Genomic DNA, 24566 nt, shown 5'->3' on the forward strand with positions numbered 1-24566 from the left:
GGCATCGGTCACCGTGAGCGGGACAGCGCCTCCCGTACGGCCTCCTCCGTCCTGGCCACCAGGGCCGAGCCGTCGTCGGCGGTGATGATCGGGCGCTGGATGAGCTTGGGGTGGGCGGCGAGGGCGGCGATCCACCGGTCGCGCGCGCCCTCCTCGCGCGGCCAGTCCTTCAGCCCGAGCTCCTTGGCGGCCGCCTCCTGGGTCCGGGTGATGTCCCAGGGTTCGAGCCCGAGCCGGTCGAGCACCGCGCGGATCTCGTCCTCGCCGGGGACGTCTTCCAGGTAGCGCCGGACGGTGTAGTCGGCCCCCTCCGCGTCGAGCAGGGTGAGCGCGCCGCGGCACTTCGAACAGGCCGGGTTGATCCAGATCTCCATGCCCGCCAGGGTACCGCGAATCCCCCTCAAACCCCTTCTGGCCTGGGGCTTTTGTCAGTGGTGGGCAGTAAAATGGAGGCAGTTAGGACAGCGGGTTCCCGACCTCTCAGGAGGATGCCGATGGCCGTCGCCGCCACACCTCTCCCGGACCTCAGCCACCAGCCGGAGCTGCCGGACACGGCCGCGCCGCCCGCGCTGCCGACCCTGACCACCCTGCCGAAGCAGCGGATGCCCGCCGGCCGCCCGCGTGAGTGGTACGAGGCGTACAACCGCCGACTGAAGGCCATGCGCCTGGCCATCGCCCTGCTCAACTCGGGGGCGTACCGCCCCGAGCAGGCGCCCGACCACGTCATACGGACCACCGCCGCCCGGATCGGAGTGCACCCGCCCTCCGCCGTCACCTGCCGCATGGTGCGCGCCTTCATCCACTGCGACAGCCGCTGAGCCCGGCCCGGCTCGCCCCTGGTCCCCGGACGTGCGCCGTCCGGGGGCCAGGGGGCACCCTGGGGGCATGGCCCGGCGCAATGACGAGGTCGGGGCGCTGCTCCAGGAGTACGCCGACCTCATCGCGATCACCGGTGGCGACGCCTTCAAGGCACGCGCCTATGAGAAGGCCGCCCGCGCCATCGCCGGGTACCACACGGACGTCGGCACGCTCGGCCCCAAGGAGCTGCTGGAGATCCCCAACGTGGGGAAGTCGATCGCCGACAAGGTCGTGGAGTATCTGCGCACCGGCCAGGTGTCCACGATCGAGGAGACCAGGACCGCCATCCCCGCCGGCGTACGGGAACTCATCACCATCCCCACGCTCGGCCCCAAGAAGGCCCTGACCCTCTACCAGGAGCTGGGCGTCTCCACCGTGGACGAGCTGCTGGAGGCCATCCACCAGGAGCGGCTGCGCGATCTGAAGGGCTTCGGCGAGAAGACCGAGGCCAACATCCTGCACGGCATCGCGCTGATGCAGAAGGCCGGGGCCGGCGGCCGGATCCTGCTGTCGGCCGCCATGGACTCCGCGGAGCAGATCGTCGCCGAGCTCTCGGCGGTCACCGGGTGCGAGGGCTGCACCTACGCCGGCTCGCTGCGCCGGATGAAGGAGACCATCGGCGACATCGACATCCTGGTCGCCGCCACCCGCTCGGCCCCGTTCATGGCCGCGTTCCGGGCCATGCCGCACGTCGCGGAGGTCATCGCGCACGGCGAGAAGAAGACCTCCATCCGCACCACCAAGGGCCTCCAGGTCGATCTGCGGGTGCTGCCGCCCGACTCCTGGGGGGCGGGCCTGCAGTACTTCACCGGCTCCAAGGCGCACAACATCCGCACCCGCGAGATCGCGGTCCGGCACGGGCTCAAGCTCTCGGAGTACGGCCTCTTCCGCACCAAGAGCGGCCGCAAGGTCGCCTCCGAGACCGAGGAGGAGGTCTACGCCCGGCTCGGCCTGCCCTGGATCCCGCCGACGCTGCGCGAGGACCGCGGCGAGATCGCCGCCGGGCTGCGGGACGAGTTGCCCGAGCTGGTCACCGAGGAGGACATCCGCGGCGATCTGCACACCCACACCGACCTCACCGACGGGCTCGCCCCGCTGGAGGAGATGGTCGCCGCCGCGGCCGCCCGCGGCTACTCCTACTACGTCGTCACCGACCACGCCCCCGACCTCGCCATGCAGCGGATGACCGACGAGAAGATGCTGGAACAGCGGGAGCTGGTACGGCAGCTGGACGGCAAGCACCGCAGGATGCACGTGCTGCACGGCACCGAGCTCAACATCGGCCCCGACGGCGAGGTGGACTGGCCGGGCGACTTCCTCGCCGGCTTCGACCTGTGTGTGGCCTCCGTGCACTCGCACTTCACCCAGAGCCGCGAGGCCCTGACCCGCCGCCTGGTGCGCGCCGCCGAGAACCCGTACGTCTCCGTCATCGGGCACCCCAGCACCCGGCGGATCGGGAAGCGGCCCGGCATCGACGCCGACTTCGACGCGGTCTTCGAGGCGTGCGCCAGGACGGGCACCGCGCTCGAGGTCAACGGCAGCCCCGAGCGGCTCGACCTGAGCGACGAGGACATCCTGCGCGCCAAGCGGTACGGGGTGAAGTTCGCGCTCGACTCCGACGCCCACTCCGTCACCCATCTGCCGTACATGCGCTACGCGGTGGGCACGGCCCAGCGCGGCTGGCTGACCCAGGACGACGTCATCAACACCTGGCCGCTGCAGCGGCTGCGCCGCTTCGTCCGGGAGGGTCGGCGCCGCGCCGAAGAGGGGTAGGCGGGGAGGCGGGCGGAGGCCCGGGGAACGGCCTGGCGGGAGCCGGCCGACGGTCCGGCGCCGCGCGCGAAAGGCGGGCCGGCCGACGGTCCGGCGTCGCGCGAAAGGCGGGCCGGCCGACCCGGCCGTACGATGTCAGACATGGGAGAGCGGTCGTTCGCACCCTCCGCGCCTGTGCTGGTCATCGAGGCCGATGGCGGCTCACAGGTGATGAGTCCGAGCCGGTCCTACCAGGTGGGGCGCGATCCCACGAGCGACATCGTGTTGCGGGACACACGGGTCTCCTGGCACCACGCGGTTCTGAAGCCCGTCGGTGACCACTGGACCCTGGAGGACACCGGCAGCACCAATGGCAGCTACACCGAGGGCCACCGCGTGGTGCGGCTGGACGTCGGGCCCGGCAGCATGATCCGGTTCGGGAACCCCACCGACGGCCCGCTGGCGGTGCTCAGCGAGATGCCCCGTCCGGTGGATCGGCCGAGCTATGTCTCGGAGCCGGCGGCCACCGGGACCTTCCGGCAGCCGGCGACCGTGCGGGCACTGCCCTCGCGGGTGCTGCGGATCGGCCGGGACCCCGACAACGACCTGGTCATCGACGATCTGGTGGTCTCCCGCCGCCATGCCGAGCTGCGCTCCCGCCCCGGTGGCGGATTCGAGATCGCCGACGTGGGCAGCCACAACGGCACCTACCTCAACGGGCTGCGGGTCTTCGGCTCGGTGGCGGTCGCCCCCGGCGACATCGTGGGCATCGGCCGCTCGGCGTTCTGCCTGGTCGGCAACGAGCTCCAGGAGTTCCGGGACACCGGGGAGGTCTCGCTGGACGTGCAGGACCTGTCGGTGACCGTCGACCGGGGGCGCAAGGTGCTGCTGGACCAGGTCTCCTTCCCGGTCGGCCAGAAGTCGCTGCTCGCGGTGGTCGGCCCCAGCGGCTCCGGCAAGTCCACCCTGCTCAACGCGCTCACCGGGCTGCGCCCGGCGGAGCGGGGCACGGTGCTGTACGACGGCCGGGACCTGTACCGGGACTACGCCGAGCTGCGCCAGCGCATCGGCCTCGTGCCGCAGGACGACATCCTGCACACCCAGCTCACCGTGCGCCGCGCCCTCGGCTACGCCGCGCGGCTGCGTTTCCCCGGCGACACCGGGGCGGCGGAGCGGGCGGCCCGGGTGGACGAGGTCATCGGCGAGCTGGGCCTGGAGCAGCGGGTCGACCAGCCCATCCACAGCCTCTCCGGCGGCCAGCGCAAGCGGGTGAGCGTGGCGCTGGAGCTGCTCACCAAGCCCTCGCTGCTCTTCCTGGACGAGCCGACCTCGGGCCTGGACCCGGGCCTGGACCGCTCGGTGATGCATATGCTGCGCGGCCTGGCGGACGACGGACGGACCGTCATCGTGGTCACGCACAGCGTGCTGAGCCTTGATGTGTGCGACCGGCTGCTGGTGCTGGCGCCCGGCGGGCGGATCGCCTACTTCGGGCCGCCGCAGGAGACCCTTCCGTTCTTCGGGATGGGCGAGTGGCCGGAGGTCTTCGAGGCGTTCGACAGCGATGCCCGGCACGACTGGGCGGGCGGGTTCCGAGCCTCCCCGCTGCACCGGCAGTACGTCACGACGGCGAGCCGACAGCCGCAACTGCCGGCGCCGGAGCGCGAGGCCGCCCCGCCGACGCGGCCGCCCCACCCGCAGAGCTGGGGATCGCAGCTGGTCACCCTGTCTCGCCGCTATCTCGCGGCGATCTCCGCGGACCGCACCTTCCTGGCCATCATGATCGCCCTGCCCTTCATCATGGGCGCGATGACCCGCGCCCTGGCCGGGTCCGAGTTCACCGTGGACACGGCGATGGACGCCCTGCTGACGCTGTGTGTCGGCGGGGTGCTCACCGGGGCGGCGAACGCGGTGCGCGAACTGGTCAAGGAACGGGTGATCTACCAGCGAGAACGGGCCGTGGGCCTGTCCCGCTCGGCGTATCTGATGTCTAAGGTGGTGGTGCTGGGTTCGATCACGGTGGTCCAGGCGGTGGTGCTCACCCTGGTCGGTCTGAGTGGGGTGGAGCTCAACGCGCCGGACGGCCGAGGGGTGTTCCTGCCACCGTTGATGGAGATCTCCCTGGCCATGGCGCTGCTGTCGTTCACCGCGATGATGCTGGGCCTGGTGATCTCCGCGCTGGTGCGCAAGGAGGAGGTCACCATGCCCCTGCTGGTGCTGCTGACCATCGTCCAGTTCGTCTTCTGCGGGGCCCTGCTCAAGCTGGACGGCGTGCCGGGGATGGAGCAGATCGGCTGGCTGGTGCCGGCGCGCTGGGCCTTCGCCGCCATGGCCGGGACGGTGGACCTGGCACGCATCGTGCCCGGCCCGTCCACGGCGGATCCGCTGTTCGAGCACTCGGCGAGCACCTGGCTGCTGAACATGGGCATGCTGGTGGTGCTCTCGCTGGTCTTCGGCCTGCTGGTGTCCCGGCTGCTGCGACGTCATGAACCGGTCATCATGCGCAAATAGGGATGCGTGGAGGGAAGCCACCAGGCCGCGATGAACCCGCCGGAGCCGCCATGAACGCCGCATTCTCCTCATTCGGCGCCCCCGCCGAGGAGCCGCCGTTCGAGCCGACCCATATCGTGCCCCGCTACGGGCTGCCGACGTGGGCGGCGCCGGACGGCGTGCAGGCGCTGGACCCGCTGGACCCCTTGCTCCCGGTGCGGCTGGCGGAGCGCCGCGGCGACTGGGCCCAGGTGGTCTGCTCCAACGGCTGGGCCGCCTGGGTCGACGGCCGACTGCTGCTGCCCGTCCCGCGCGACCCGCCGACCGCGAGCCACCCGCCCCGGCACGCCGACGACCCCCGGCCGCTGCTGGCCCGGGTGGAGGAGACCCTGTCCCGCTACCGGCGGGCGGTGGAGGAGGTGGCGGCCGGGCGGACGGACGGCGAGGCGTTCCGCGGCGACACCGAGGGGCTGCGGCTCGGGGTCATCGTGGACGGCCCGGAGGTCTGGCTGTACGACGCGGAGCACGACGCCTGGACCTACGGCGACGGGGCGGCCCTCATGCCGTTCGCGGCGTCGGAGCAGCCGGTCTCGGGAGCGGGCCGCGCCACCGGGGCTCCGCCCACCTCGATCGACTCGAGCGGCCCGGGACCCTCGGGCGCCCCGGGCGCTCCGCCCGGCCCGGGATCCTCGGGACCCTCGGGCGCCCCGGCCGGCCCCGTATCCCCGGGGGCCTCGGGACCCTCTGGATCCACCGGACCCTCGGCCGGCTCCGGGGAGCAGGTGCCGGCCGGTACGAACCGGGGCGGGCGTAGCGAGGCCGATCGGAGCGGCGGCGGATGACGACGGAGCGGCGGGGGGCGGGTGAGGACCGGGAGCCGGAGCGGCTCACGGAGGTGGCGTTCGACAGCCACTCGGACCTGGTCGGCCGGCAGATCGCCGCGTACCGGGTCCTGGGCGAGATCGGCCACGGCGGCATGGCCGTGGTCTACCGCGCCGAGGACCTGCGGCTGGGCCGCACCGTCGCCCTCAAGCTCCTCTCCCCGCAACTCGCCCGCAACGACACCTTCCGCCAGCGCTTCGTCCACGAGTCGCGGATGGCGGCGGCCCTGGACCACCCGCACATCGTCCCGGTCTTCGAGGCCGGCGAGGCGGACGGCATCCTCTACATCGCCATGCGGTACGTGCAGGGACAGGATCTGCGCAGCCTGCTGCACCACGGCGGCCCGCTGTCCGTCGTCGCGGCCTGCCGCATCGCCGTGCAGGTGGCCTCGGCCCTGGACGCCGCCCATGCGCACGAGCTGGTCCACCGGGATGTCAAACCGGGCAACATCCTGGTGGCGGAGGGCACCGACTCCGACCATCCGGAACACGTCTACCTGACCGACTTCGGGCTGACGAAGAAGTCGCTGTCGCTGACCGGGTTCACCACGGTCGGCCAGTTCGTGGGCACGCTGGACTACGTGGCCCCCGAGCAGATCTCCGGCCGGCCGGTGGACGGCCGCTGCGACATCTACAGCCTGGGGTGCGTCGTCTACGAGTCGCTGACCGGCGCCCCGCCCTTCCAGCGCGACGACGACATGGCCCTGCTCTGGGCCCATCAGTACGACCCGCCGCCGCCGGTGACCGAGCGCCGCCCCGACCTGCCGCCCGGTGTGGACGAGGTCTTCGCCAAGGCGCTGGCCAAGGCCCCCGACGACCGGTACCGCAGCTGCCTGGAGTTCGTGGCCGCCCTGCGCCGCGCCGGCACCGCCCCGCGCGAGCCCGAGGACGCGGGCCCGCCCAGCCGGCAGCACGCCCCCACCCGGGTCGACCTCGAGCTCACCGGCCATGGCCCGCCGCCCGATCCCCCGGCCTGGGCGGCGCCGGTCTTCCCGGCACGCGGGCGTCCGGGCTGACCCCCGCGGCTCGTTCCGCCCCTCGACCGTGCCGGCTCAGGCGTGCCGCGCGAAGGCGGCGGTGACGGCCTCGCGGTCGGCGCCGGCGGCGAGCAGCAGACGGAGCAGGACCCGGGCCTTGTAGGGCTCGAGGAGGCCGCCGTTGAGCAGGCCGCGGCGCTGGAGGTCGGTTTCGGAGCCGATCGCGCCATAGGTGTGGCGCAGCACCGAGCCGCCGCCGGAGCGGGAGGTCAGGACGACGGGGACGCGCTCGGCCAGCGCGCCGAAGACGGGCGCGAGGGCGGACGGCACATGACCGACCCCGAAACCGGCGACCACCAGCCCGTGGTGGGTGTCCGCCAACCGACCGAGGTCGGCGCCGTCGTCGTCCAGGGTGACGGTGTGCAGGGCGACGCGTATCGCGTCGAGGCGGGCGGCGGCGGGGCGGGCGAGCGGCGGCTCACGCCGCTCCGGGCGGGCCAGGACCCGCACCCGTCCCTCGATGACCTGCCCGAGGGGGCCGACTCGCGAGCCGCGGGCGAGGCGGCGACCCGGGCGGCGGCGAGGCTCGCGACGCGCCGCCACGAACACCGGCCGCCCGCCACCGTACGCTCCCCCACGCGGGCGCGACCAGCGGGGCAGCGCCCCGCCAGGGGCGCGGGGAACGGCGCGACCAGCCCCCACCGACCCGCAGCAGGCAGCAGGCAGCAGGCAGCAGACCATCACCAGGCCACCCCGCAGCCCCCCGGGCACCGGGGCGGGCACCGGGGCGGGCACCGGGGCGGGCCGCCGCGTACGAACCTCACGAACACCGCCGGGCCCTCCGCAGGAGACCCGGCACCCGCTTGACCGGAGGCAGAGCGAAATGATTATCGTTAGCGCCCCCTACCCACCTCCGGAGGAGTCCCGTGCCCCGTACCCAGGAGCGCCTCGCCGAACCAGCGCGGCCAGGCCGGGCGATGGAGCCGCCGGCCGTGGCGCGGACGCGCCGTACCGCTTGGCCCGGCCGGGCAGGCCGAATCGGCTTCGCCACGCTGGTGGCGGCGGGCGTCGGGGTCCTCGGCAGCGGGCCGTGGCTGGATCCGCCCGCGCTCGAGGCGTGGCGCACCGTCTGCGTGGCGGTCGCGCTCCAGGCGTTGCCCTTCCTGCTGCTGGGGACGGTGGTGTCGGGCGCCATCAACGCCTTCGTGCCCGCGCGGGTGTTCTCCGCGGTGCTGCCGAAGCGGCCCGCGTTGGCCGTACCGGTCGCCTCCGCCGCCGGGGTGGTGCTGCCCGGCTGCGAGTGCGCCTCGGTCCCGGTGGCGGGGAGTCTGATCCGCCGGGGCGTGGCGCCCGCCGCCGCGCTGACGTTCCTGTTGTCGGCACCGGCGGTCAACCCCGTGGTGCTGACCGCCACCGCCGTCGCCTTCCCCGGCGCCCCGGAGATGGTCGTCGCCCGGCTGCTGGCCTCGCTGGCGGCCGCCGCGATCATGGGTTGGCTGTGGCTGGCCTTCGGCCGCCGGGAGTGGCTGCGGCCGCGCGGTGGGGCCGTGGGGCACCAGCCGGGGCACAGCCGGTGGGAGGAGTTCCGGCTCGGCTTCCAACATGACTTCCTGCACGCGGGTGGGTTTCTGGTGGTCGGCGCCATGGCGGCGGCGACCTTCAACGTGGCCGTGCCCCGCACCGTGTTGGACGCCTTCTCCGGGTCGCCCTGGCTCTCGGTCCTCTTCCTGGCCGGACTGGCGATCGTGCTCGCGGTCTGTTCCGAGGCCGACGCCTTCGTCGCCGCCTCGCTGACCGGCTTCTCCCCCACCGCCCGGCTCACCTTCATGGTCGTGGGGCCGATGGTCGACGTGAAGCTGGTGGCGCTCCAGGCGGGGACGTTCGGCGCGGGCTTCGCCGCCCGCTTCTCCACGGCGACGGCCGTCGTGGCCGTCGGTTGCGCCGCGCTGACCGGGTGGTGGCTGCTGTGAGGCGACAGTTCCAGATCCTGCTGCTGGGCATGGCGGGCGCGGCGGTGCTGCGCATCTCGCTCTTCGGCGACCTGTATCTGCGGTATGTGAAGGAGGGGCTGCGGCTCCCGCTGATCGCCACCGGGTGTCTGCTGTTCACGCTGGCCCTGGTCGGCGCGTGGCGGGACGGCTTCCCCTTCCCGTACGAGCAGCCGGCGGCCGAGACCGGCGAGGACCCGGGAGACGGCCCGCGTAGCCCCGGACAGGAGCACCCGCACGGGAACGAAAGCCGGCACGGGAACGAAAGCCGGCACGAGGACGAGAGCCGGCATGAGCACGAGAGCGGGCACGGCCACGACCACACGCGCGGGCCGCGCGTCGGCTGGCTGCTCTTCCTCCCCGTCGTCGGCCTGATGTTCGCCGCCCCGCCCCCGCTGGCCGCCTACACCGCCGAGCGGCAACGCCCCATGGCCGTCGAGGAGGAGTCGCAGTTCGCGCCGCTGCCCGCCCGCTCGCCGGTCCCGATGTCCCTCCTGGACTTCTCCGCACGGGCGGTGTGGGACACCGACCGCAGCCTCAGCGGCCGCACCGTGCGGCTGACCGGGTTCGTCACACCGGGCAAGGACGGCGGCCCCTGGTATCTGACCCGGATGCGGGTGAGTTGCTGCGCCGCGGACGCGCAGGCGCTCAAGGTGGCGATGTACGGCGGCGAGCCGCCGGCCGCCGGGACCTGGCTGGTGGTGACCGGCCGCTGGCACCCGCGCGGCAAGCTGGGGACCGACGCGGCGACCGCAGCCCTCGACGTGCGGGGGCTGCGCACGGTGCCCGAGCCGGCGAACCCCTACCGCGACGACGCCCCACGGTGACGCCCGAACGGTCCGGCCCGGTCACCGGCCCGGGCAACTCCCGCCGTGCGCGGTAGGATTGGTCGACCGGCGCGTCGGGGACCGGATGCGGTTCCGAGGAGGGGGATTTCAGGTGAGCAGCCTCAACAAGGGACCCAGGAAGGTCGAGGTGTCGCTCAAGTGGGACCCGAGCCCCTTCGGTTCGCCGGCCCACGATCTGGACATCATCGCGGCGACGTACACCGTGGACGCCCCCCGGGGCACGCCGGCGTATCTGGTGCACTTCGACAGCCGCTCACCCGACGGCACCATCACCCTCAACCGGGACAGCAGGACCGGTCAGGGCTTCGGCTACGACGAGGTCATGACGCTGGAGTTGGACCGGTTGGCTCCGACGTACGCGCGCGTCGTGATCGGGGTGGCCATCCAGCAGGGCCAGGGGCGTAAGACCTTCGGCGAGGTGCCCCACACCGCGGTGCGGATCCTGGACGGCGTCACCGAGCTGCTCGGGTCCGACTTCTCGGGGGTCGCCGGGGCCACCGCCGCCACGATCGCGGAGTTCCGGCGGAACGGCTCGGGCGAGTGGGAGTTCCACGCCACCGTCCGCGGCTTCGACGTCGACCCGGCGGCCTTCGCCGGGCTGATGGGCGGGGTCTGACCCCTCACACCCTCGCACGGGCCCGGGCCAGGGCGGTCATCGCCTGTCGCGTCTTGAGGACCTGTCGCGCGGGAGGCCGCAACCCGAGGTCGCCCAGGCCCCGCTCCAGCAGGTGCTGAGCGAGCGAGGCGACCGCCGGTTCGGATCGCAGCGACAGCTCCAGGAAGCGCAGTTCGTCGCCGACGGTCCAGAGCTCGGCGACGAGCGGATGGATGAGGTCCCGACGGGCCGCCTTCCACCGGACGGCGCGGATCGGGCCGAGCGCCGTCAGGTCGTCCAGCGTGGCGGCGGCGACTTCGGCGGTCGACAGCAGCATCCGCTGGTCGCGGCTGAGTTCCGGCTGTGCGGACCCGTTCTCGGCGGGCCGTTCGTACCTGCCGTCCACCTTGAGCGAGGCCGCCCACACGCGGTCGCGGCCGGCCCAGTCCTCCTCGACGGTGAACTCCCAGTCCTCGCCCTCCCGGCTCTCCCGCCAGTCCTCGGGGAGCGTGTCGGGGTCGCAGGGCCGGCGCTTGGCCGTGAGATCGCCCTTGTCGCCGTCCTCGTCCAGCCGGAGCCGGATCACCGCGCCCGCGTCGAGCAGCGGGAGGCGGACCGCGTCACCGTCGGGGCGCGGTCGGTCCCAGAAGTAGATCGCGCGCCGTTTGCCGTCCTCCGGGTCCAGCCCGAGCAGTTCGGCGGCGGCCTCGGTGGCGTCGCCCGACAGAATGACCTTGATCTCCACGTCCGCCGCACTCGCCATGGCCGACCGCCCTCCGCGTCGTGACTGCCCCCTGGCTCGTGCTCCCGCCTTGGCCTTGCCCGTGCGCTCGCCCTGGCTCGTGGCTCGCCGCTCTCCGGCGGGCCGGCCGGCGCCGACCCCCGCTCGTGGGCGTCCTCGCCCGCGGCGCCCCCTTCGATCGTCATGCGCCGTGGCGGGTGCGGCAACCGGACGGCGGCGACGCTCAGACCGGCAGGGTCACGTCCGCCGGCAGTGCGATGCCGAAGTCGGACGCCAACACCCGTACCACCTCCGCTCCGTCGGCCAGTTCGCGCCGGGTGCGGGTGCCGTCGGGGAGGATCTCCTCCACCTTCCGACCGACGAGGGCGAGGTGCCGGTCGACGAAGGTCCGCTGGACATACAGCTGGTGCTGGAACGGGGAGCGGGGGTTGGTGGCGATGTGCCAGTTGATGACCTCGTAGTCGGCGGGTTCGAAGGGCTCCACCGTGAAGGAGTACTGGTCCTCCCACTCACCGTCCTGGACGCTCTGCAGCACCCACATCTCCAGCGGCCCGCCGTGCGGCTCCAGCACGAGACGGTGGCGGCGCTGACCGGCCCGGACCTCCGCGTCGGCCACCAGCGGGATGGCCTCGTAGAGGCTGCCGGTGCTGCCGAAGCCGACGTCGGCGACGAAGGGGCCGCGCTCATCGCCCTCGGTGACCGTCACCAGGAGCAGCTTGTGGGTGCGCGGGCGCGTCTCGCCGGGGCGGGCGCCGACGAGGACGCGGGCGGTGAGCCGGGTGACCGTGAAGCCGAACGCTTCGAGGACGGCGGCGAACAGGGTGTTGTGTTCGTAGCAGTAGCCGCCCCGGTTGCCGCGGACCAGCTTGGCCTCCAGGTCGGGCAGCGCCAGGGAGGGGGCGCCGCCGAGGAACGCCTGGATGTTCTCGAACGGGATGTGGACCAGGTGGGCCCGCTGCAGCGAGCGTAGCGTCTCCGCGGTCGCCCGCCGCTCGCCGGACCACCCGATGCGCGCCAGGTAGGCGTCGAGGTCAAAGGCGGGGGCCGGTGCGGCCGGGGAGTCCGACGAGTTCGGCGAGTTCGGCGAGTCCGGGGCGGACTCCGAGACGGAGAAGGAAGCCGAGACGGAGGGGGAAGCTGAGACGGATGCGTGCGCTTGGGCCATGGCTTGACTGTAAGTGATCACTGGGGGGCGTTCCTCCGACGATGGGGTGGTGATCGCTGGTCCGGTGGGCCTAGGCCCGCCGACCGACGGCCTCCGCACCCGCCGGCTCCCGGTCGACGGGCCCCACGGCGCCGTCCACTCCCCCGGCCACCACCCCCACCCGGTCTTCGACCACCCGCTCTTCGACGGCCCGCTCCTCGACCGTCCACCCCTCGGGCGACTCCGCGCCGGAATCCCCGGTCCGGCGGCGCCGGAGGTCGGGGAGGACGGTGACGACACCGATGGCGGCCATGGCGGCGCCGAGCCAGAGCGGGGCCCGGAGGCCGAACTCGTTGATCGCGGCGCCGCCGACCGAGGACCCGATGATGATGCCGAGCGTGATGAACGAGGAGTGCACGGTGTTGACCAGCGGGCGGGCGTTGCCGGCGCGCTGGACACGCGTGGTCAGCGCCGGGTTCATGGTGACGCCGACCAGCCCGACGCCCATCATGAGCAGCACGGTCGGGACGGGGAGGTGGGCCAGCAGCGCGAACCCGACCAGGAAGAGCAGGTTGAGGAGCAGGCCGCAGAGCAGTACGGGGGCGGTGTACCGGTCGGCGAGGCGGCCGACGACGGTGTTGCCGACCACGGTGGCGGCTCCGTAGGCGACGAGCAGCAGCGGCACGGTCGCGGTTGCGAAGCCGGTGACGTCGGTGAGGATCGGGTTGAAGTAGCTGAACGCGGAGAAGGTGGCGCCGATGACGCAGGTGCTGGTGGCCAGCGTCAGCCACAGCCGGCGGTTGGCGAAGACGTGGAGCTCCCGCCGGAAGCCGCCCTCCCCCTCCACCGGGTCCAGCCGCTCCACCCCCACCAGGGTGCACAGCGCGGCGAGCACCGTCAGCAGCGAGATGGTCCAGAACGCCGCGCGCCAGCCCAGGTGCTCACCGACCACGGTGGCCAGCGGCAGCCCCAGCAGGGTTCCCAGCATCAGGCCGTTCAGCGCCACGGCGATGGACCGGCCACGCAGCTCCGGGCGGGCCAGCTGGACGCAGATCGAGATGGCGACCCCGAAGAACGCCTGCGCGGCGACGCCGGTGATGATCCGCGCCACCAGCATGGCCGGGTAGGTGGACGCGGTGGCGGCCAGCACATTGCCCACCAGGAAGATCCCGAAGAGCAGCATGAGCGCCGACTTCTGGGGCATCCTCAGCAGGGCCACGGTGAGGAAGGGGCCGCCCACGGCCATGGCCACCGCGAACGCGGTGATGAGGTAACCGATCCGGGAGATGGAGACGCCCAGCCCGTCGGCCATCTGCGGCATGAGTCCGGCGACGACGAACTCGCTGGTGACCATGGCGAAGATGCCCATGGCCAAGACGTATACGGAACGTGGCACGCGGTTGCTCCAGACTCGCTTGAACAGGCTTTTGGATCGCTTGGTTCAAAATATGGACGCAAGCACGCCCCCACACCCCGCGACCCCCGCACGCTACCACGTTCTGGACTGATTGATCTAATACTCCGCGTAGCGAAAGGCCCCGCCGGGTGACGGGGCCGCAAAACTGCTCAAAACGGACCGCGAAAAGCCTTGACTCGGGGCGAATAAGGAGGAAACTTCTTAGTACACCAGAAGACCGAAGAGAGCCGCACCGTCGATGGAGACGTCTATCGGCCCGAGTGACCCACTTATCGGTTCTGGCCAGGCCCCCGGCAGATCCGCTCGGTTTCAGGATCGTCAACGACGGTTGAGATCCATGGAATCGAGAAGGACTACCGGGGACTGCATGTTCGGGCCCTTTCGCGGCCCCGACGCCCATCTCCCCACTCCCCTTCGCGGGGCATCGCCCCGAGGGGATCAGCGCCCGCCCACTCCGGAACGGCGCGCCCCGCCCGGCCTCAGGGGCGGTAGACCTCGCCCGGCTCGGGCTCCGCCGGAGCCAGCAGCTGCGGCACGGTCACGAAGGTGTAGCCCTGCTTCTTGAGCTCCGCGATGATCCCCGGCACGGCCGGCACGGTGCCCTTGTATATGTCGTGGAGCAGGATGATGCCGTCCCGGTCGGCCTGCTCCAGCACCCGACTCTTGATGAGGTCGGAGTCGTTGGTGGAGTAGTCCTTGGCGGTGACGCTCCACAGCACCTGCGAGAGGCCGAGCTCCCGACTGATGCTGGTGACCTCCTTGTCGGTGCGCCCCTGCGGCGGACGCATCAGCACCGGCTTACGACCGGTGATCTTCGCTATCGCGTCCTGGGTACGGGAGAGCTCCTCGCGTATCTCGTCCCCGTCCAGGTCGGTCAGGATGCGGTGGGTCCAGGTGTGGTTGGCGACCTCGTGCCCCTCGTCGGCGATGCGGCGCACGACCTCCGGGTACTCGAGGACATGGTTCTTGCCGAGCAGGAAGAAGGTCGCGGGCACCTTCTCCCGCTTCAGCGTGTCCAGCAGCTCGGGGGTGTCCTTGCCCGGACCGGCGTCGAAGGTGAGCGCGATGCACTTGGCCTTGCGACAGTCGACCGACCCGAACTTCCCCTTCGCCCCCGACTCGGCGTCGGATCTGGCACTCTTCGGCGAGGTCGTGTCGACGGACGAGCAGCCGCTCAGTCCCAGCGTCAGCGCGGCGGCCGCCGCCAGGGCGGCGGCCACACGGGACCGTACCGTCGATGCACTCCTCGGCATGCCAGAACTCCCTTGGGACGAAGGAAACGCAAAACGTCACCCGGAGACACACTCCGGGTGACTGATCCCAGGACTATACAAGCGGTGTATACACGCCAGGTCGGCGGGGTCCGTTTTCGTCGAGAGAGCCCCGTTCTCCCTGGTCAGTCGCCATACACCCGATGTCGCCCCGAACGACGCCGACATCGCGGGCCGGCCCGCCCCGCGGGCTCGCCGAGATGTCCGGCCGCCCCCGCGCCCCAGCCGGCGCGAGGGACGCCCGCTCTCACCTCACGCCCACACATGGCGCAATGCGCCGCCGCAGCGGCGCGCCGCGCGGAGACTCGGGCGCGTGAAGGCGCGGCCCGGAGCACTGACGGCGGTCATGGTGACGCTCACCGCCACGACGGGGGTGATCGAGGCGGTCAGCTTTCTCGCGCTCGGCCCGGCCTTCACCGCGATGCAGTCCGGCAATCTGCTGTTCCTCGCCTTCGCGATCACCGGAGCCGCCGAGCTCTCCGCGAAGGCGTCACTGGCCTCGCTGATCGGCTTCCTCGTCGGCGCGGGCCTGGGCGCCCGGCTGGAGTCGAGCGTGGACGTCCGGGGCCGTCGCTGGTTCCTGGTGGCGCTGTTCGCCGAGGGCGCGCTGCTGGCGATCGCGGGGCTGGTGGGCTGGCGGCTGGAGCGGGCCCACCAACCGCTCAGCGGCTGGCACCACCTGACGACCGCACTGGTGGCCGCCGCGATGGGGATGCGAAACGTGACCGCGCTCCGGGCCAAGGTGCCGGACCTGCCGACCACCCTGGCCACCCGGTCCATGGCCGCCCTCGTCGGCGGCTCACCGCTCGCCCTGGACCACCGGATCGCCCCCGGCCTGACCAACGAGCTCCGGCGGGCGGCCGGGGTGGGCGCGCTGTTCGGCGGCGGCCTCCTCGGCTCCTGGCTGCTCCACGAGATCGGCGACCCGCCGGCGGTGCTCCTCGGCACGGCCGCCGCGATCGTGCTCGTCGCGGCCGGGTTCGGCCTCGCGCCGGGTCGCGACCGCCCCGCGCACGACTGACCCCGCCGGAGCACGGCCCGCTGTCCCCCGGCGGCTGACGCGTCCGGACTGCGACACTGTGGCCCATGGCGGAACTGAACGGACGGCCGGCCGACGCGGACGCGCTGCGCGCGCTCGGACTGACGAACTACGGCCACTTCACCACGATGCGGGTCGAGGACGGCCGGGTACGGGGCCTGGAGCTGCACCTGGAGCGGCTGGCCCGCGACTGCCGGACGGTCTTCGGTGTCGAACTGGACCTGGAGCGGGTGCGCGGCTACGCACGCCGGGCCGTGGCCGGCCACGGCGGGGCGCTCGTGGTGCGGGTGACCGTCTTCGACCCCGATCTGGACCTCGGTCGCCCCGCCGCGCCGGCGAGCCCCCAGGTGCTCGTCACCCACCGCCCCGCCGCCGCCTGGCCGCTGCCGCCGCTGCGCGCCCGGACCGTGCCGTATGTGCGCGACACCCCCCGGGTGAAGCACGTGGGGCTCTTCGGCGCGCTGCACGCCCGCCGGACGGCGCAGCTGGCCGGCTTCGACGACGCCCTGTTCACCGGGGAGGGGGAGCTCGTCTCCGAGGGCGGCACCTGGAACGCGGGCTTCGTCGACGCGGACGGCACCGTGGTGTGGCCGGAGGCCGAGGTGCTGCCGGGCGTCACCCAGGCCCTGCTCCAGCGCTCCGGAGAACACCGCACCGCGCCGATCACCGCCACGGAGGCCCGGGGGATGGCGGCCGCCTTCGCGACCAACACGGCCTTCGGCGTCCGGGCGGTCAGCGGGATCGACGACGCGTCGCTGCCACCGGAACACCCGGTGCTGGCCGCCCTGCGGGCACGCTATCTCGCCCTCCCCGGCGAGCCGTTGTAGCGGTCCCGGCGTGTCCCGGCGGGCTGCGCCGTGACCACCGGACATCGCCGCCGCGGGCGGACGGCGCCTGTACGGCTCGAAAACCGTACGGGCCGTACCGCCCGGTCGACGGCCGCGCGTCCACGGGGCGGCGGCGGGGCCGGGCGTCGACGGGGCGCTGGTCGGCGGCGGGGCCGGATCAGGAGCCGGGGCGCGCGAAGCGCGCGGCCACCACCACCGCGCCGAGGACGGAGAGCACACCGCCGCCCAGGAGCGCGAGACGCAGCTGATCCGTCGTCACCCCGCCGTGGAGGGAGAGTCCGGCCAGGGCCGCACCACAGGCCGCCCCGGCCAGCCGGCCCAGGGAGAGCCGGGCGGAGGCGTCGCCGTGCCGGGCGGCGGGCACGGAGTTCAGGGCGGCACGGGAGGTGGCCGGGAAGAGCAGCCCCAGCCCCAGGCCGAGCAGCAGGCCCCCCGGGAGCAGCGCCCAGCCGTGCAGCGGTATCCCGAAGGGGGCGTAGACCGCGAAGGCCAGGGCGCAGGCCGCGAATCCGGCCAGTGCCGGACGGCGCTCGCCGTGCCGGTCGGTGAGTCGCCCGGCCGGCGGGCCGAACGCGCCGATGCACAGCGCCAGCACCATCGGGGCCGTCGCCGCCTCCAGCACGCTGTAGCCGGCGGCGTGTTGGAGGTACTGCTCCATGGCGAAGAAGGTCCCGATCATCAGGGCGAAGGTCACCGCCGCGACCGCGGAGGCGGTGTGCACCGTGCGCATCGATCCGGCCGGGGCCGGTGCGGCCTCCGACATCGGCGCGGCGCCGGGCACGGCCGGTGCGGGCGGTGAGGACGGTGCGGACGCGGGTGGTGAGGACGCGGCCGCCGGCGCCGCTGCAGGACCCACCTTCCAGAGCACCGCGCCCAGCGCCGCCAGGCCCATCGGCAGCAGTGCCCACCAGTTGGCGCGCCAGCCCCACACCTCGGTGAGCACCCCGCCCAGCAGCGGGCCCACCAGGTTGGACAGCCCCGAGGCCGCCCCCCAGACGCCCAGCGCGGTGCCCCGGCGCCGCGCGGGGAACCCGGCGACCGCCCCGGCGAGCGCCGCCGGGCTGGCCAGCCCGGCCCCCGCGCCCTGGATCACCCGCGAGACGACCAGCAGCGCGAAGTCCTGGGCGAGCGCGCCCACCAGGGTGCCGGCGCAGAAGAGCGCCAGTCCGACGACGGCGATCGGCCGGGGTCCGAAGCGGTCGACCAGCCGTCCGCCGGGCAGCAGTCCGAGCGCGTACACGGCGAAGTAGGCGGTCAGCGCCCAGGAGGCGGTGTGCGCCGACACGTCCAGCGCACCCCCCACCTCGGGCAGGGCCACGGTCACCACCGTGCCGTCCATCTGCAACAGGGCGGCGACCGCGGTGCACACCGCCAGTTGGACCCAGGCCGCGCGCGGCACCGGCACCGGCGTCTGGGGCGGCGCCGCGGGTGCGCCGGGCTCTCCGCCGCCGGCGTCCGGGGCTCCGCTGCCCGTCGCCCTCGCCGGGAGCGGCGTCGTCTCGGCCATCGTGGTCAACTCCTCTCCCGGGTGGGGCCGGATCGCCCGGCCGGCCACCACGCCCGTTCTTCCAGCAGCCAGGTGATCGCGGGCACCAGCACCACCCGCACGAGCACGGTGTCCAGCAGCACGCCCAGCGCCACCGTGAAGCCGAGCTGGAAGAGCATCACCAACGGAAGGATCATCAGCATCGAGAAGGTGCCGGCGAGGATGACGCCCGCGCTCGTGATCACGGAACCGGTGGTGAGCAGCGCGGTGCGCATCGCGGTCCTGGTGTCCCGGTGGCGGGTCTCCTCGCGCACCCGCGCCATCAGGAAGATGTTGTAGTCGACGCCGAGGGCCACCAGGAACAGGAAGGCGAAGGTGGGTTCCACCGGGTTCAACCCGTGCTGGCCGAGGAGTTCGCGGAAGACGAACACCGAGATCCCGAAGGCGCCGAAGAAGGAGACGATCACGGTGGCGATCAGGTAGAGCGGCGCGACCAGGGCTCGCAGCAGCACGATCAGCAGTGCCAGGACGATGACGAGCACCAGGGGGACGATCAGCCGCAGATCGCGGTCCGCGGCGTGCTTGGTGTCGAGCTGCACGGCCGGATCGCCGCCGGTCGTCGCCCGGACGCCGGTGGGCAGCCCGCCGTCCAGCGCCTCCCGTACCTCGCCGATCCGGGCCAGGCCGGTGGCGTCGTACGGATCGGCGTCCAGGACCACGCGCAGCTGTCCGATCCGGCCGTCCGTGGAGCGGGCGGGGAGCACGGTCGCGGAGGCGACGTCGGGCACGGACCGCACCTGCCGGGCCGCGCGGGTCAGATCGGACTCCCGCAGTGGGCCGTCGACGCGCTCCACCAGCACGGTGGTGGGTGCCGCGGTGCCGGCCGGGAACGCCTCGGAGATGGCGCGGTAGCCGGCGGCGGAGGAGGTCTCGGCGCGGAAGGCGTTCAGCATGCTCATGTCCTCGGTGTAGCTCGCCAGTCCCGCCGAGCCGGCCGCGAAGAACGCCAGGGTCGCCGCGACCGCCCAGACCGGGCGGCGGAACACCGCCGCCACCACGCGCCGCCACGGCCGGGAACCCCGCTTCCCGGCCGCGCGCCGCAGCAGCGGTCGGTGCCCGAACAGCACCAGCAGCGCGGGCAGCAGGGTGAAGGTGCCCAGCAGGACACAGCCGGTGCCGACGATCCCGACCGGGCCCAGGACGCGGGTGGAGCCGAGGCGGGCCGCGAACAGCGCCGCCAGCGAGGCCATCACGGTCAGCCCGCTGAAGAGCACCGCGGGCCAGGCGCGGCGCACCGCGCGGACCATCGCGGCGCGCGGCTCCGGGTCGCTCCGCAGCTCCTCCTGGTAACGGGCGGTCAGCAGCAGGCAGTAGTCGGTGCCGGCGCCGAACATCAGGATGAGCATCAGCGACACGGCCTGGTTGTTGACGAGCATCCCGCCGTGGGCGGCGAGCGCGTACACCAACCCGGCGGCCAGGACATACGCGAAACCGACCACGACCAGCGGGATGAACGCCAGCAGCGGCGAGCGGTAGACGATGAGCAGCAGCGCCAGCACGAGACCCGCGGTGGCCAGCAGCAACCGCAGGTCGACATCGCCGAAGACCGCGATGGCGTCCGCGCTGATGCCCGCGGGCCCGGTGATCTCGGTCGTCACGCCGTGGGGCGGGTGCAGGGCGTCCCGCAGCGACTCGACGGTGTCCCGTACGGCACGCCCCTTGGTGGCCGACACCGGCACCACGGTCACGGCGACCGAGGCGTCGCGGGAGACCAGCCCGCGGGTCGGACGGCCGTCGGCGGTGAACGGGGCGACCGGCCGCTGGGTGCCGGGCACCGCCCGCAGCCGGTCGACGTCGGCGAGCACCGCCCGCCGATCGGCCTCGGTCAGCCCGCCGGGGCGCCGGTGGACCACCAGGGCGGGCAGGGAGTCGCCGTCCGGGAAGCGCTCCTTGAGCAGCCGTGACACCTGGGTGGACTCCGCGGAGCGGGGCAGGAAGGCGGCGGCGCTGTTGCTCTCGACGTCCCGCAGACGGGACTGGTACGGACTCGACGCTCCGGCGATCAGCAGCCAACCGAGCACGACCAGCCACAGGACGGCGCGCCGTCGGGAACGCCCGGGCGGGCGTGGTGTTCTCGCTGGTGCAGGGGTGGTGCCGTCAGTGCCTAACCGCACGGAGAGACCGCCTTAGACTCTACGACCAGAGGGCGACAAGCAATGCAGATGCTAGACCGGTCGTCAGGTCATGGACAAGTTGTCTAAGGGGTGGCGTGGTGCTGAAGGATGCGCACGAGTCCAAGGCGTCGGGGACCAAGCCGTCGCGCGGTTCCGACTGGGACCGGACGCTGGCCGAGCACAAGGAGCGGGTGCGCACCGCCATCGGTCAGGCCGCCGTGCAGATCGCGGCGGAGCAGGGGCTGGCCGGCACCACCATGGCGAAGATCGCCGAGCGGGCCGGGGTCTCCCGGGCCACCGTGTACAACCACTTCCGCGATGTGGAGCACGTGCTGCTGGAGGTGGTCCAGGAGGAGGTCAACCGCTTCTACGCCAACCTCAGCGAGCGGATCGCCGAGGCGGTCGGCCCGCAGGCCCGGCTGGAGGCGTTCCTGCTGGCACACCTGGAGTACTTCGCACAGCCACAGCGGCGCTCCGGCGCGCTCCAGCTCCAGGCCCTGGGCATCAGCCCGGCCGTACGGACCCGGATGACCGCGCACACCGACCGGCTGCGGGCGCTGCTGACCGAGGTGCTGGAGGCCGGGCGCGCGGAGGGCGTCTTCAGCGCGGGGACCAACCCCCGGCGCCATGCCGAGCTCGTCATGCATCTGCTCTCCGGCGCCCGTGAGCAACTGCTGCGCGGCGACGCCCCGGTGGCCGAGATCGCCGCGGACCTGATGCTGCTGACCCGCTGCGGGCTGGGTCAGCCCGCGGGCGGGGCGGCGGCCCGGGAGTAGCGGAAGACGCAGACGTGGTGCCCGTCCGCCTGGCGGCGCAGGCTCTCGATCGTCAGCTCCGGGAAGGCCCGCCGGGTGGCCTCGAAGTCCAGCTCGCACAGGATCGGCCGGGCCTCGGTCTCGCCGAGGTCCTGGGCCGCCGTCAGACACATGCAGGTGCGGCACACCTCCATGCAGGCGTCCTCGTCCTCGGTGGAGACGTCGACGGCCTCCTCCAGAAAGCCCATGGCCGCGAAGCGGGGCAGCGCCTTGCCGATGCCCTCGGCGAGTGAACACCCGGTGATCAGCGGCCCCATGCGGGCGGCCTGGCGTTCCGGGTAGCCCTCCAGGAGCACCTCTCGCGCCTTGTCCGTGCCGTACTCGGCCTCCAACTCCAGATAGCGGCGCAGCCGCTCCCGCAGCATCGCGCGGGCCTGCGCCCTCTTGTCTCCCCTCGGCTGCCCGCCGGGTGTCACCGCGCCCTCGGCGTGGTCGGTGTCGCCCGCGCTCTCGGTGCCGTCCGTCACGCGTGACCTCCTTTTCGTCGTTTCGCTCGGCTCGTTCGGCTCGTTCGGCTCGTTCGTCTCGGCGGCTCGGCGGCTCGGCGGCTCGTTCACCTCGTACGTTCCGGCTCATCGGGTTCCACCGGCTCGTCTGGACGCCCCGGCGGGTCCGATCGTCGCGCCCCGCTCCCGTGCGGTGGTTACGGACGGTCATCCGCGTCCGGCGGGGCGCGGGCCGAGCGGCAGCGCCGGCCGGGCGCGGATCGCGGTGAGCACCTCCTCCGCCACTCGACGGCCGTCCCGCACGCAGTCGTTGACCGCGACCCCGTGGCAGGCCGCGCCCGCCAGATGCAGCCCCGGCACGCCGGCGACCTGTCGCAGCACGGCGCGGATCCGTCCTCCGTGACCGAGGTCGTACTGCGGGATCCCCTCGGTCCAGACGTGGTCGTGCACGAACTCCGGCCGGCCCGCGGCCCGGTAGAGGGTGGAGAAGTCGAGGTGCGCGGCGGCCACGGCCTCGTCCCCGGTCAGTCGGGCGAACTCCGGGTCCTGCGCGCCGCCCGCGAAGGCGCGCAGCAGCACCGCTCCGGGCGGCGCGGAGTCGGGGAAGATGACCGAGCTGTGGACGGCGCCCAGGATGCGGGTTCGCTCCCCCGGCACCGTCAGATAGCCGAATCCGCGTGGTACCACGCCCAGTTCGCCGCCGGGGTAGCCGAGGGCGAGGACCCGAACCGCCGCGTGCCGCAGGGCGGCCAGGACCTCGGCCGCGGTGGGCAGGTGCGGGCCCAGCAGGCGCGCGGCCGCGGGCGCCGGCACGGTCAGCACGACGTGGTCGGCCGAGACCGGCTCCGCGCCCGCCACGGCCAACCGCCAGCCGCCGTCCGGCGTCGGCTCGATGCCGGTCACCGGTGCCGCGGTGCGGATGTCGGCCGTGAGGCGGCGGGCGAGGGTGTCCACCAGCACCCGCATGCCGCCGTCGCGGAAGCTGGTCAGCCGCGGGCCGGGCGCGCCGGCGGCGGGCGGGAGCCGTCGGGCGGCGGCGGCCTGGCGGCGGCGCGCCCGCAGGGCGGCCAGCAGCAGGCTGCGGTGCTCCCGCTCCAGGGTCCTGATCCGCGGGAAGGCGGCGTCCAGGCTGATGACGGCCGGGTCGCCGGCGGTGACCCCGTGGACCAGCGGGGCGGCCATGAGGTCGGCGGCGCGCCGGCCGAAGCGGCGGGCCAGGAAGGCGTGGACGCTCTCCTCGCCCGCTGCCCGGCCGACCAGCGGCTCGACCGCCACCCTGGCCTTGGCCCAGGGGGACAGCAACCCGCTGGCGAGGAACGCGGGCACGCCGTCCGGGAGCGGGCACAGCCGGCCGTGGCGCAGCAGGAAGCGGTCCCGCGCGGCGTCCGCCGCGCGCACCAGGGCGGGCGCCAGGCCCAGCGCCTCGGCGAGGGTGCGGGTGTCCGAGCCGTTGTCGATGAAGCCGTTGGGGCCGAGGTCGACGGTGTAGCCGTCGGCGCGGTGTACGGCGATCTTGCCGCCGACGGCCTCCGCCGCCTCCAGGACGGTCACGGCGGGCGCGGCCGGCGCGGTGCTCAGCTCGAAGGCGGTGGTGAGTCCGGTGATGCCGCCGCCGACCACGGCGACCCGCGGACGGGTCCCGGTCACCGCTGCGGGTGCAGCGGGGGCTGCCGGTAGGGGTGGGCCGGGTTGAGGATCTCCCGACAGCTCTCGTTGACGCAGCCGTGGCAGCGCAGTCCGAATTGTGGACCGGCGCAGTCGCCGGAGCGCAGATGGTCGGCGACGACCTGGGCCAGCGCGTCGAGGAACAGCGGGTCGTCATTGGGCGCGGGCGCACGGTGGAATTCCGTTATTCCGGCGTTCCTGGCCACCTCGGCGAACTCGATGTCGATCTCCGACAGCGTATCGAGGTGGTCCGTCGTGAAAACGATTCCCACTATCAGAACCCGACGCCGGCCCTGTTTTCCCAGGGCTTCCAACACCGATTCCGTGTTGGGCCCCTGCCAGGAAACGGGGCCCACGTCGGCCTGGAAACACAGCGCGTATTGCAGGTCCTCGTCGAGCTCGCGCATGACATCGCGCACCGTCCCCGCGACTTCCTGAAGGTAGGGATCCCCCTGATTGATCACCTTCCTGGGGAGCGAGTGGGCGCTGAAGAGTACAACTGCGTCCCTGCGTTCCGTTTCCGGGAAACTCCCCAGACCTTCCCGCACCTTCGCTGTCATGGCTCGAACAAATGACGGATGAGCCGACCAGCGGTCGATGACGCTCCACTGGAAGGTGTTCGCCAGCCCCAGACGGCGGGCGTCCCGCCAGAGCTGACCCAGGCTCGAACCGGTGGTCGAGCAGGAGTACTGGGGGTACTGCGAGAACGCCACGGCCCGGCGCACCCCGTCGGCGGCCATCTGCCGCAGCGCCTGCTCACTGCTCGGTTCCGTATAGCGGAAGGCCAGGTAGAAGCGGTGCGGCGCGGTTTCCGGGCACAGCGCGTCCAGGCGCTTGACCATGCCCTCGCCCTGCCGGGTGGTCCAGTCGTACAGCGGTGAGCCGCCCCCGATGGCCTGGTACAGCCGCTGCAGCTTCGGCGTGCGGCGGCGGGCGATGAACGGACCCAGCCGCTCCTGGGCGGGCAGTTGGATGATCTCCCGATCCAGGAAGAGATTACGCAGAAACGGCCCCACGTCGCTAAGCGTACGAGGACCACCGAGGTTCAACATCACGACCCCGGTGGGATTTTGATCAGCCATATGTGACACACCCCCGATTTCTCATGCACGTTCATTGCGGTGTGGTTCTCC

22 protein-coding genes are annotated in these 24566 nt (G+C 73.0%); 11 read left to right on the plus strand and 11 right to left on the minus strand.

The genetic code is table 11. From position 1 onward, the window contains the following. Positions 1-8: 8 nt before the first annotated feature. Positions 9-374: an arsenate reductase family protein gene (locus tag CD790_RS15950; RefSeq protein ID WP_144383892.1), complete on the minus strand. Its 366-nt coding sequence runs from the start codon at positions 372-374 to the stop codon at positions 9-11. A 120-nt stretch (positions 375-494) separates the two neighbouring features. On the opposite strand from CD790_RS15950, the gene CD790_RS15955 reads away from it, so the two are divergent. The 5 genes from CD790_RS15955 to CD790_RS15975 all read left to right on the plus strand — a co-directional run bounded on the left by CD790_RS15955 (position 495) and on the right by CD790_RS15975 (position 6994). Continuing rightward, complete coding sequence (locus CD790_RS15955) at positions 495-818, plus strand: hypothetical protein (protein WP_260867614.1); 324 nt, start codon at positions 495-497, stop codon at positions 816-818. Positions 819-885: 67 nt separating this feature from the next. Next, a complete protein-coding gene (gene polX, locus CD790_RS15960) occupies positions 886-2631 on the plus strand; it encodes a DNA polymerase/3'-5' exonuclease PolX (RefSeq protein WP_144383893.1) in 1746 nt (581 codons plus the stop codon). 141 nt (positions 2632-2772) lie between these two features. Next, positions 2773-5118, plus strand: coding sequence for an FHA domain-containing protein (locus CD790_RS15965; RefSeq protein WP_144383894.1), 2346 nt, complete (start codon positions 2773-2775; stop codon positions 5116-5118). A 50-nt stretch (positions 5119-5168) separates the two neighbouring features. Further along, on the plus strand, positions 5169-5939 hold the full coding sequence (locus CD790_RS15970) for a hypothetical protein (RefSeq protein WP_144383895.1): 771 nt from the start codon (positions 5169-5171) through the stop codon (positions 5937-5939). Further along, the gene (locus CD790_RS15975) at positions 5936-6994 is read left to right on the plus strand and encodes a serine/threonine-protein kinase (RefSeq protein ID WP_144383896.1); all 1059 of its coding nucleotides are present in this window, start codon (positions 5936-5938) and stop codon (positions 6992-6994) included. Before CD790_RS15970 ends, CD790_RS15975 begins: the two co-directional genes overlap by 4 nt. Positions 6995-7030: 36 nt before the next feature. Here the strand turns inward: CD790_RS15975 and CD790_RS15980 are convergent, their stop codons facing one another. Continuing rightward, on the minus strand, positions 7031-7465 hold the full coding sequence (locus CD790_RS15980) for a hypothetical protein (protein ID WP_260867615.1): 435 nt from the start codon (positions 7463-7465) through the stop codon (positions 7031-7033). Between the two features lie 416 nt (positions 7466-7881). On the opposite strand from CD790_RS15980, the gene CD790_RS15985 reads away from it, so the two are divergent. From CD790_RS15985 to CD790_RS15995, 3 genes are all read left to right on the plus strand, one after another. Then, positions 7882-8925: a permease gene (locus CD790_RS15985; protein ID WP_260867616.1), complete on the plus strand. Its 1044-nt coding sequence runs from the start codon at positions 7882-7884 to the stop codon at positions 8923-8925. After that, positions 8922-9770 (plus strand): TIGR03943 family putative permease subunit, encoded by an 849-nt coding sequence (locus tag CD790_RS15990; RefSeq protein WP_144383897.1) that lies wholly within the window; start codon positions 8922-8924, stop codon positions 9768-9770. The genes CD790_RS15985 and CD790_RS15990 overlap by 4 nt, the downstream gene beginning before the upstream one ends. An 85-nt stretch (positions 9771-9855) precedes the next feature. Then, positions 9856-10407 carry a TerD family protein gene (locus CD790_RS15995; protein ID WP_260867617.1) on the plus strand — a complete coding sequence of 184 codons (552 nt, stop codon included), beginning with the start codon at positions 9856-9858 and terminating at the stop codon, positions 10405-10407. Positions 10408-10411: 4 nt separating this feature from the next. Here CD790_RS15995 and CD790_RS16000 read toward each other — a convergent pair whose 3' ends face one another. From CD790_RS16000 to CD790_RS16015, 4 genes are all read right to left on the minus strand, one after another. Then, positions 10412-11149 carry a hypothetical protein gene (locus CD790_RS16000; protein ID WP_144383899.1) on the minus strand — a complete coding sequence of 246 codons (738 nt, stop codon included), beginning with the start codon at positions 11147-11149 and terminating at the stop codon, positions 10412-10414. 202 nt (positions 11150-11351) lie between these two features. Continuing rightward, a complete protein-coding gene (locus CD790_RS16005) occupies positions 11352-12293 on the minus strand; it encodes an arylamine N-acetyltransferase (RefSeq protein ID WP_144383900.1) in 942 nt (313 codons plus the stop codon). A 70-nt stretch (positions 12294-12363) separates the two neighbouring features. Beyond that, on the minus strand, positions 12364-13668 hold the full coding sequence (locus CD790_RS16010; RefSeq protein WP_186319043.1) for an MFS transporter: 1305 nt from the start codon (positions 13666-13668) through the stop codon (positions 12364-12366). A gap of 500 nt (positions 13669-14168) precedes the next feature. Beyond that, entirely contained in the window at positions 14169-14942 is a 774-nt protein-coding gene (locus CD790_RS16015; protein ID WP_144383901.1) for a polysaccharide deacetylase family protein, read from the minus strand. Between the two features lie 331 nt (positions 14943-15273). Here CD790_RS16015 and CD790_RS16020 point away from each other — a divergent pair, with 331 nt between their 5' ends. After that, positions 15274-15981 (plus strand): YoaK family protein, encoded by a 708-nt coding sequence (locus CD790_RS16020; RefSeq protein ID WP_260867618.1) that lies wholly within the window; start codon positions 15274-15276, stop codon positions 15979-15981. 65 nt (positions 15982-16046) lie between these two features. Then, positions 16047-16826: an aminotransferase class IV family protein gene (locus CD790_RS16025; RefSeq protein ID WP_144383902.1), complete on the plus strand. Its 780-nt coding sequence runs from the start codon at positions 16047-16049 to the stop codon at positions 16824-16826. Positions 16827-17004: 178 nt separating this feature from the next. Here CD790_RS16025 and CD790_RS16030 read toward each other — a convergent pair whose 3' ends face one another. Then, positions 17005-18354, minus strand: a complete 1350-nt coding sequence (locus tag CD790_RS16030; RefSeq protein ID WP_144383903.1) for an MFS transporter — start codon at positions 18352-18354, stop codon at positions 17005-17007. A 5-nt stretch (positions 18355-18359) separates the two neighbouring features. Beyond that, positions 18360-20507 carry an MMPL family transporter gene (locus CD790_RS16035; RefSeq protein WP_144383904.1) on the minus strand — a complete coding sequence of 716 codons (2148 nt, stop codon included), beginning with the start codon at positions 20505-20507 and terminating at the stop codon, positions 18360-18362. Between the two features lie 95 nt (positions 20508-20602). Between CD790_RS16035 and CD790_RS16040 the strand changes: the two genes are divergently transcribed. Further along, positions 20603-21283: a TetR/AcrR family transcriptional regulator gene (locus CD790_RS16040; protein ID WP_186319044.1), complete on the plus strand. Its 681-nt coding sequence runs from the start codon at positions 20603-20605 to the stop codon at positions 21281-21283. Here CD790_RS16040 and CD790_RS16045 read toward each other — a convergent pair. The 3 genes from CD790_RS16045 to hemH form a co-directional block, all read right to left on the minus strand. Beyond that, positions 21250-21789: an L-2-amino-thiazoline-4-carboxylic acid hydrolase gene (locus tag CD790_RS16045; protein ID WP_144383906.1), complete on the minus strand. Its 540-nt coding sequence runs from the start codon at positions 21787-21789 to the stop codon at positions 21250-21252. The genes CD790_RS16040 and CD790_RS16045 overlap by 34 nt on opposite strands. Before the next feature lie 186 nt (positions 21790-21975). Continuing rightward, positions 21976-23415, minus strand: a complete 1440-nt coding sequence (gene hemG / locus CD790_RS16050) for a protoporphyrinogen oxidase (protein ID WP_186319045.1) — start codon at positions 23413-23415, stop codon at positions 21976-21978. After that, on the minus strand, positions 23412-24515 hold the full coding sequence (gene hemH / locus CD790_RS16055) for a ferrochelatase (protein ID WP_144383908.1): 1104 nt from the start codon (positions 24513-24515) through the stop codon (positions 23412-23414). Before hemH ends, hemG begins: the two co-directional genes overlap by 4 nt. Positions 24516-24566: the final 51 nt, after the last annotated feature.

Origin of the sequence: Streptomyces sp. SAJ15 (assembly GCF_007595705.1) — a bacterium.
In the GTDB taxonomy this organism is placed as follows: Bacteria; Actinomycetota; Actinomycetes; order Streptomycetales; family Streptomycetaceae; genus Streptomyces.

Bases quoted from the DNA above. Each gene is read 5' to 3' on its own strand.
- CD790_RS15950 (WP_144383892.1), bottom strand. From the start codon at position 374: ATGGAGATCTGGATCAACCCGGCCTGTTCGAAGTGCCGCGGCGCGCTC.
- CD790_RS15955 (WP_260867614.1), top strand. From the start codon at position 495: ATGGCCGTCGCCGCCACACCTCTCCCGGACCTCAGCCACCAGCCGGAG.
- polX (WP_144383893.1), top strand. From the start codon at position 886: ATGGCCCGGCGCAATGACGAGGTCGGGGCGCTGCTCCAGGAGTACGCC.
- CD790_RS15965 (WP_144383894.1), top strand. From the start codon at position 2,773: ATGGGAGAGCGGTCGTTCGCACCCTCCGCGCCTGTGCTGGTCATCGAG.
- CD790_RS15970 (WP_144383895.1), top strand. From the start codon at position 5,169: ATGAACGCCGCATTCTCCTCATTCGGCGCCCCCGCCGAGGAGCCGCCG.
- CD790_RS15975 (WP_144383896.1), top strand. From the start codon at position 5,936: ATGACGACGGAGCGGCGGGGGGCGGGTGAGGACCGGGAGCCGGAGCGG.
- CD790_RS15995 (WP_260867617.1), top strand. From the start codon at position 9,856: ATGCGGTTCCGAGGAGGGGGATTTCAGGTGAGCAGCCTCAACAAGGGA.
- CD790_RS16000 (WP_144383899.1), bottom strand. From the start codon at position 11,149: ATGGCGAGTGCGGCGGACGTGGAGATCAAGGTCATTCTGTCGGGCGAC.
- CD790_RS16005 (WP_144383900.1), bottom strand. From the start codon at position 12,293: ATGGCCCAAGCGCACGCATCCGTCTCAGCTTCCCCCTCCGTCTCGGCT.
- CD790_RS16015 (WP_144383901.1), bottom strand. From the start codon at position 14,942: ATGCCGAGGAGTGCATCGACGGTACGGTCCCGTGTGGCCGCCGCCCTG.
- CD790_RS16025 (WP_144383902.1), top strand. From the start codon at position 16,047: ATGGCGGAACTGAACGGACGGCCGGCCGACGCGGACGCGCTGCGCGCG.
- CD790_RS16030 (WP_144383903.1), bottom strand. From the start codon at position 18,354: ATGGCCGAGACGACGCCGCTCCCGGCGAGGGCGACGGGCAGCGGAGCC.
- hemH (WP_144383908.1), bottom strand. From the start codon at position 24,515: ATGGCTGATCAAAATCCCACCGGGGTCGTGATGTTGAACCTCGGTGGT.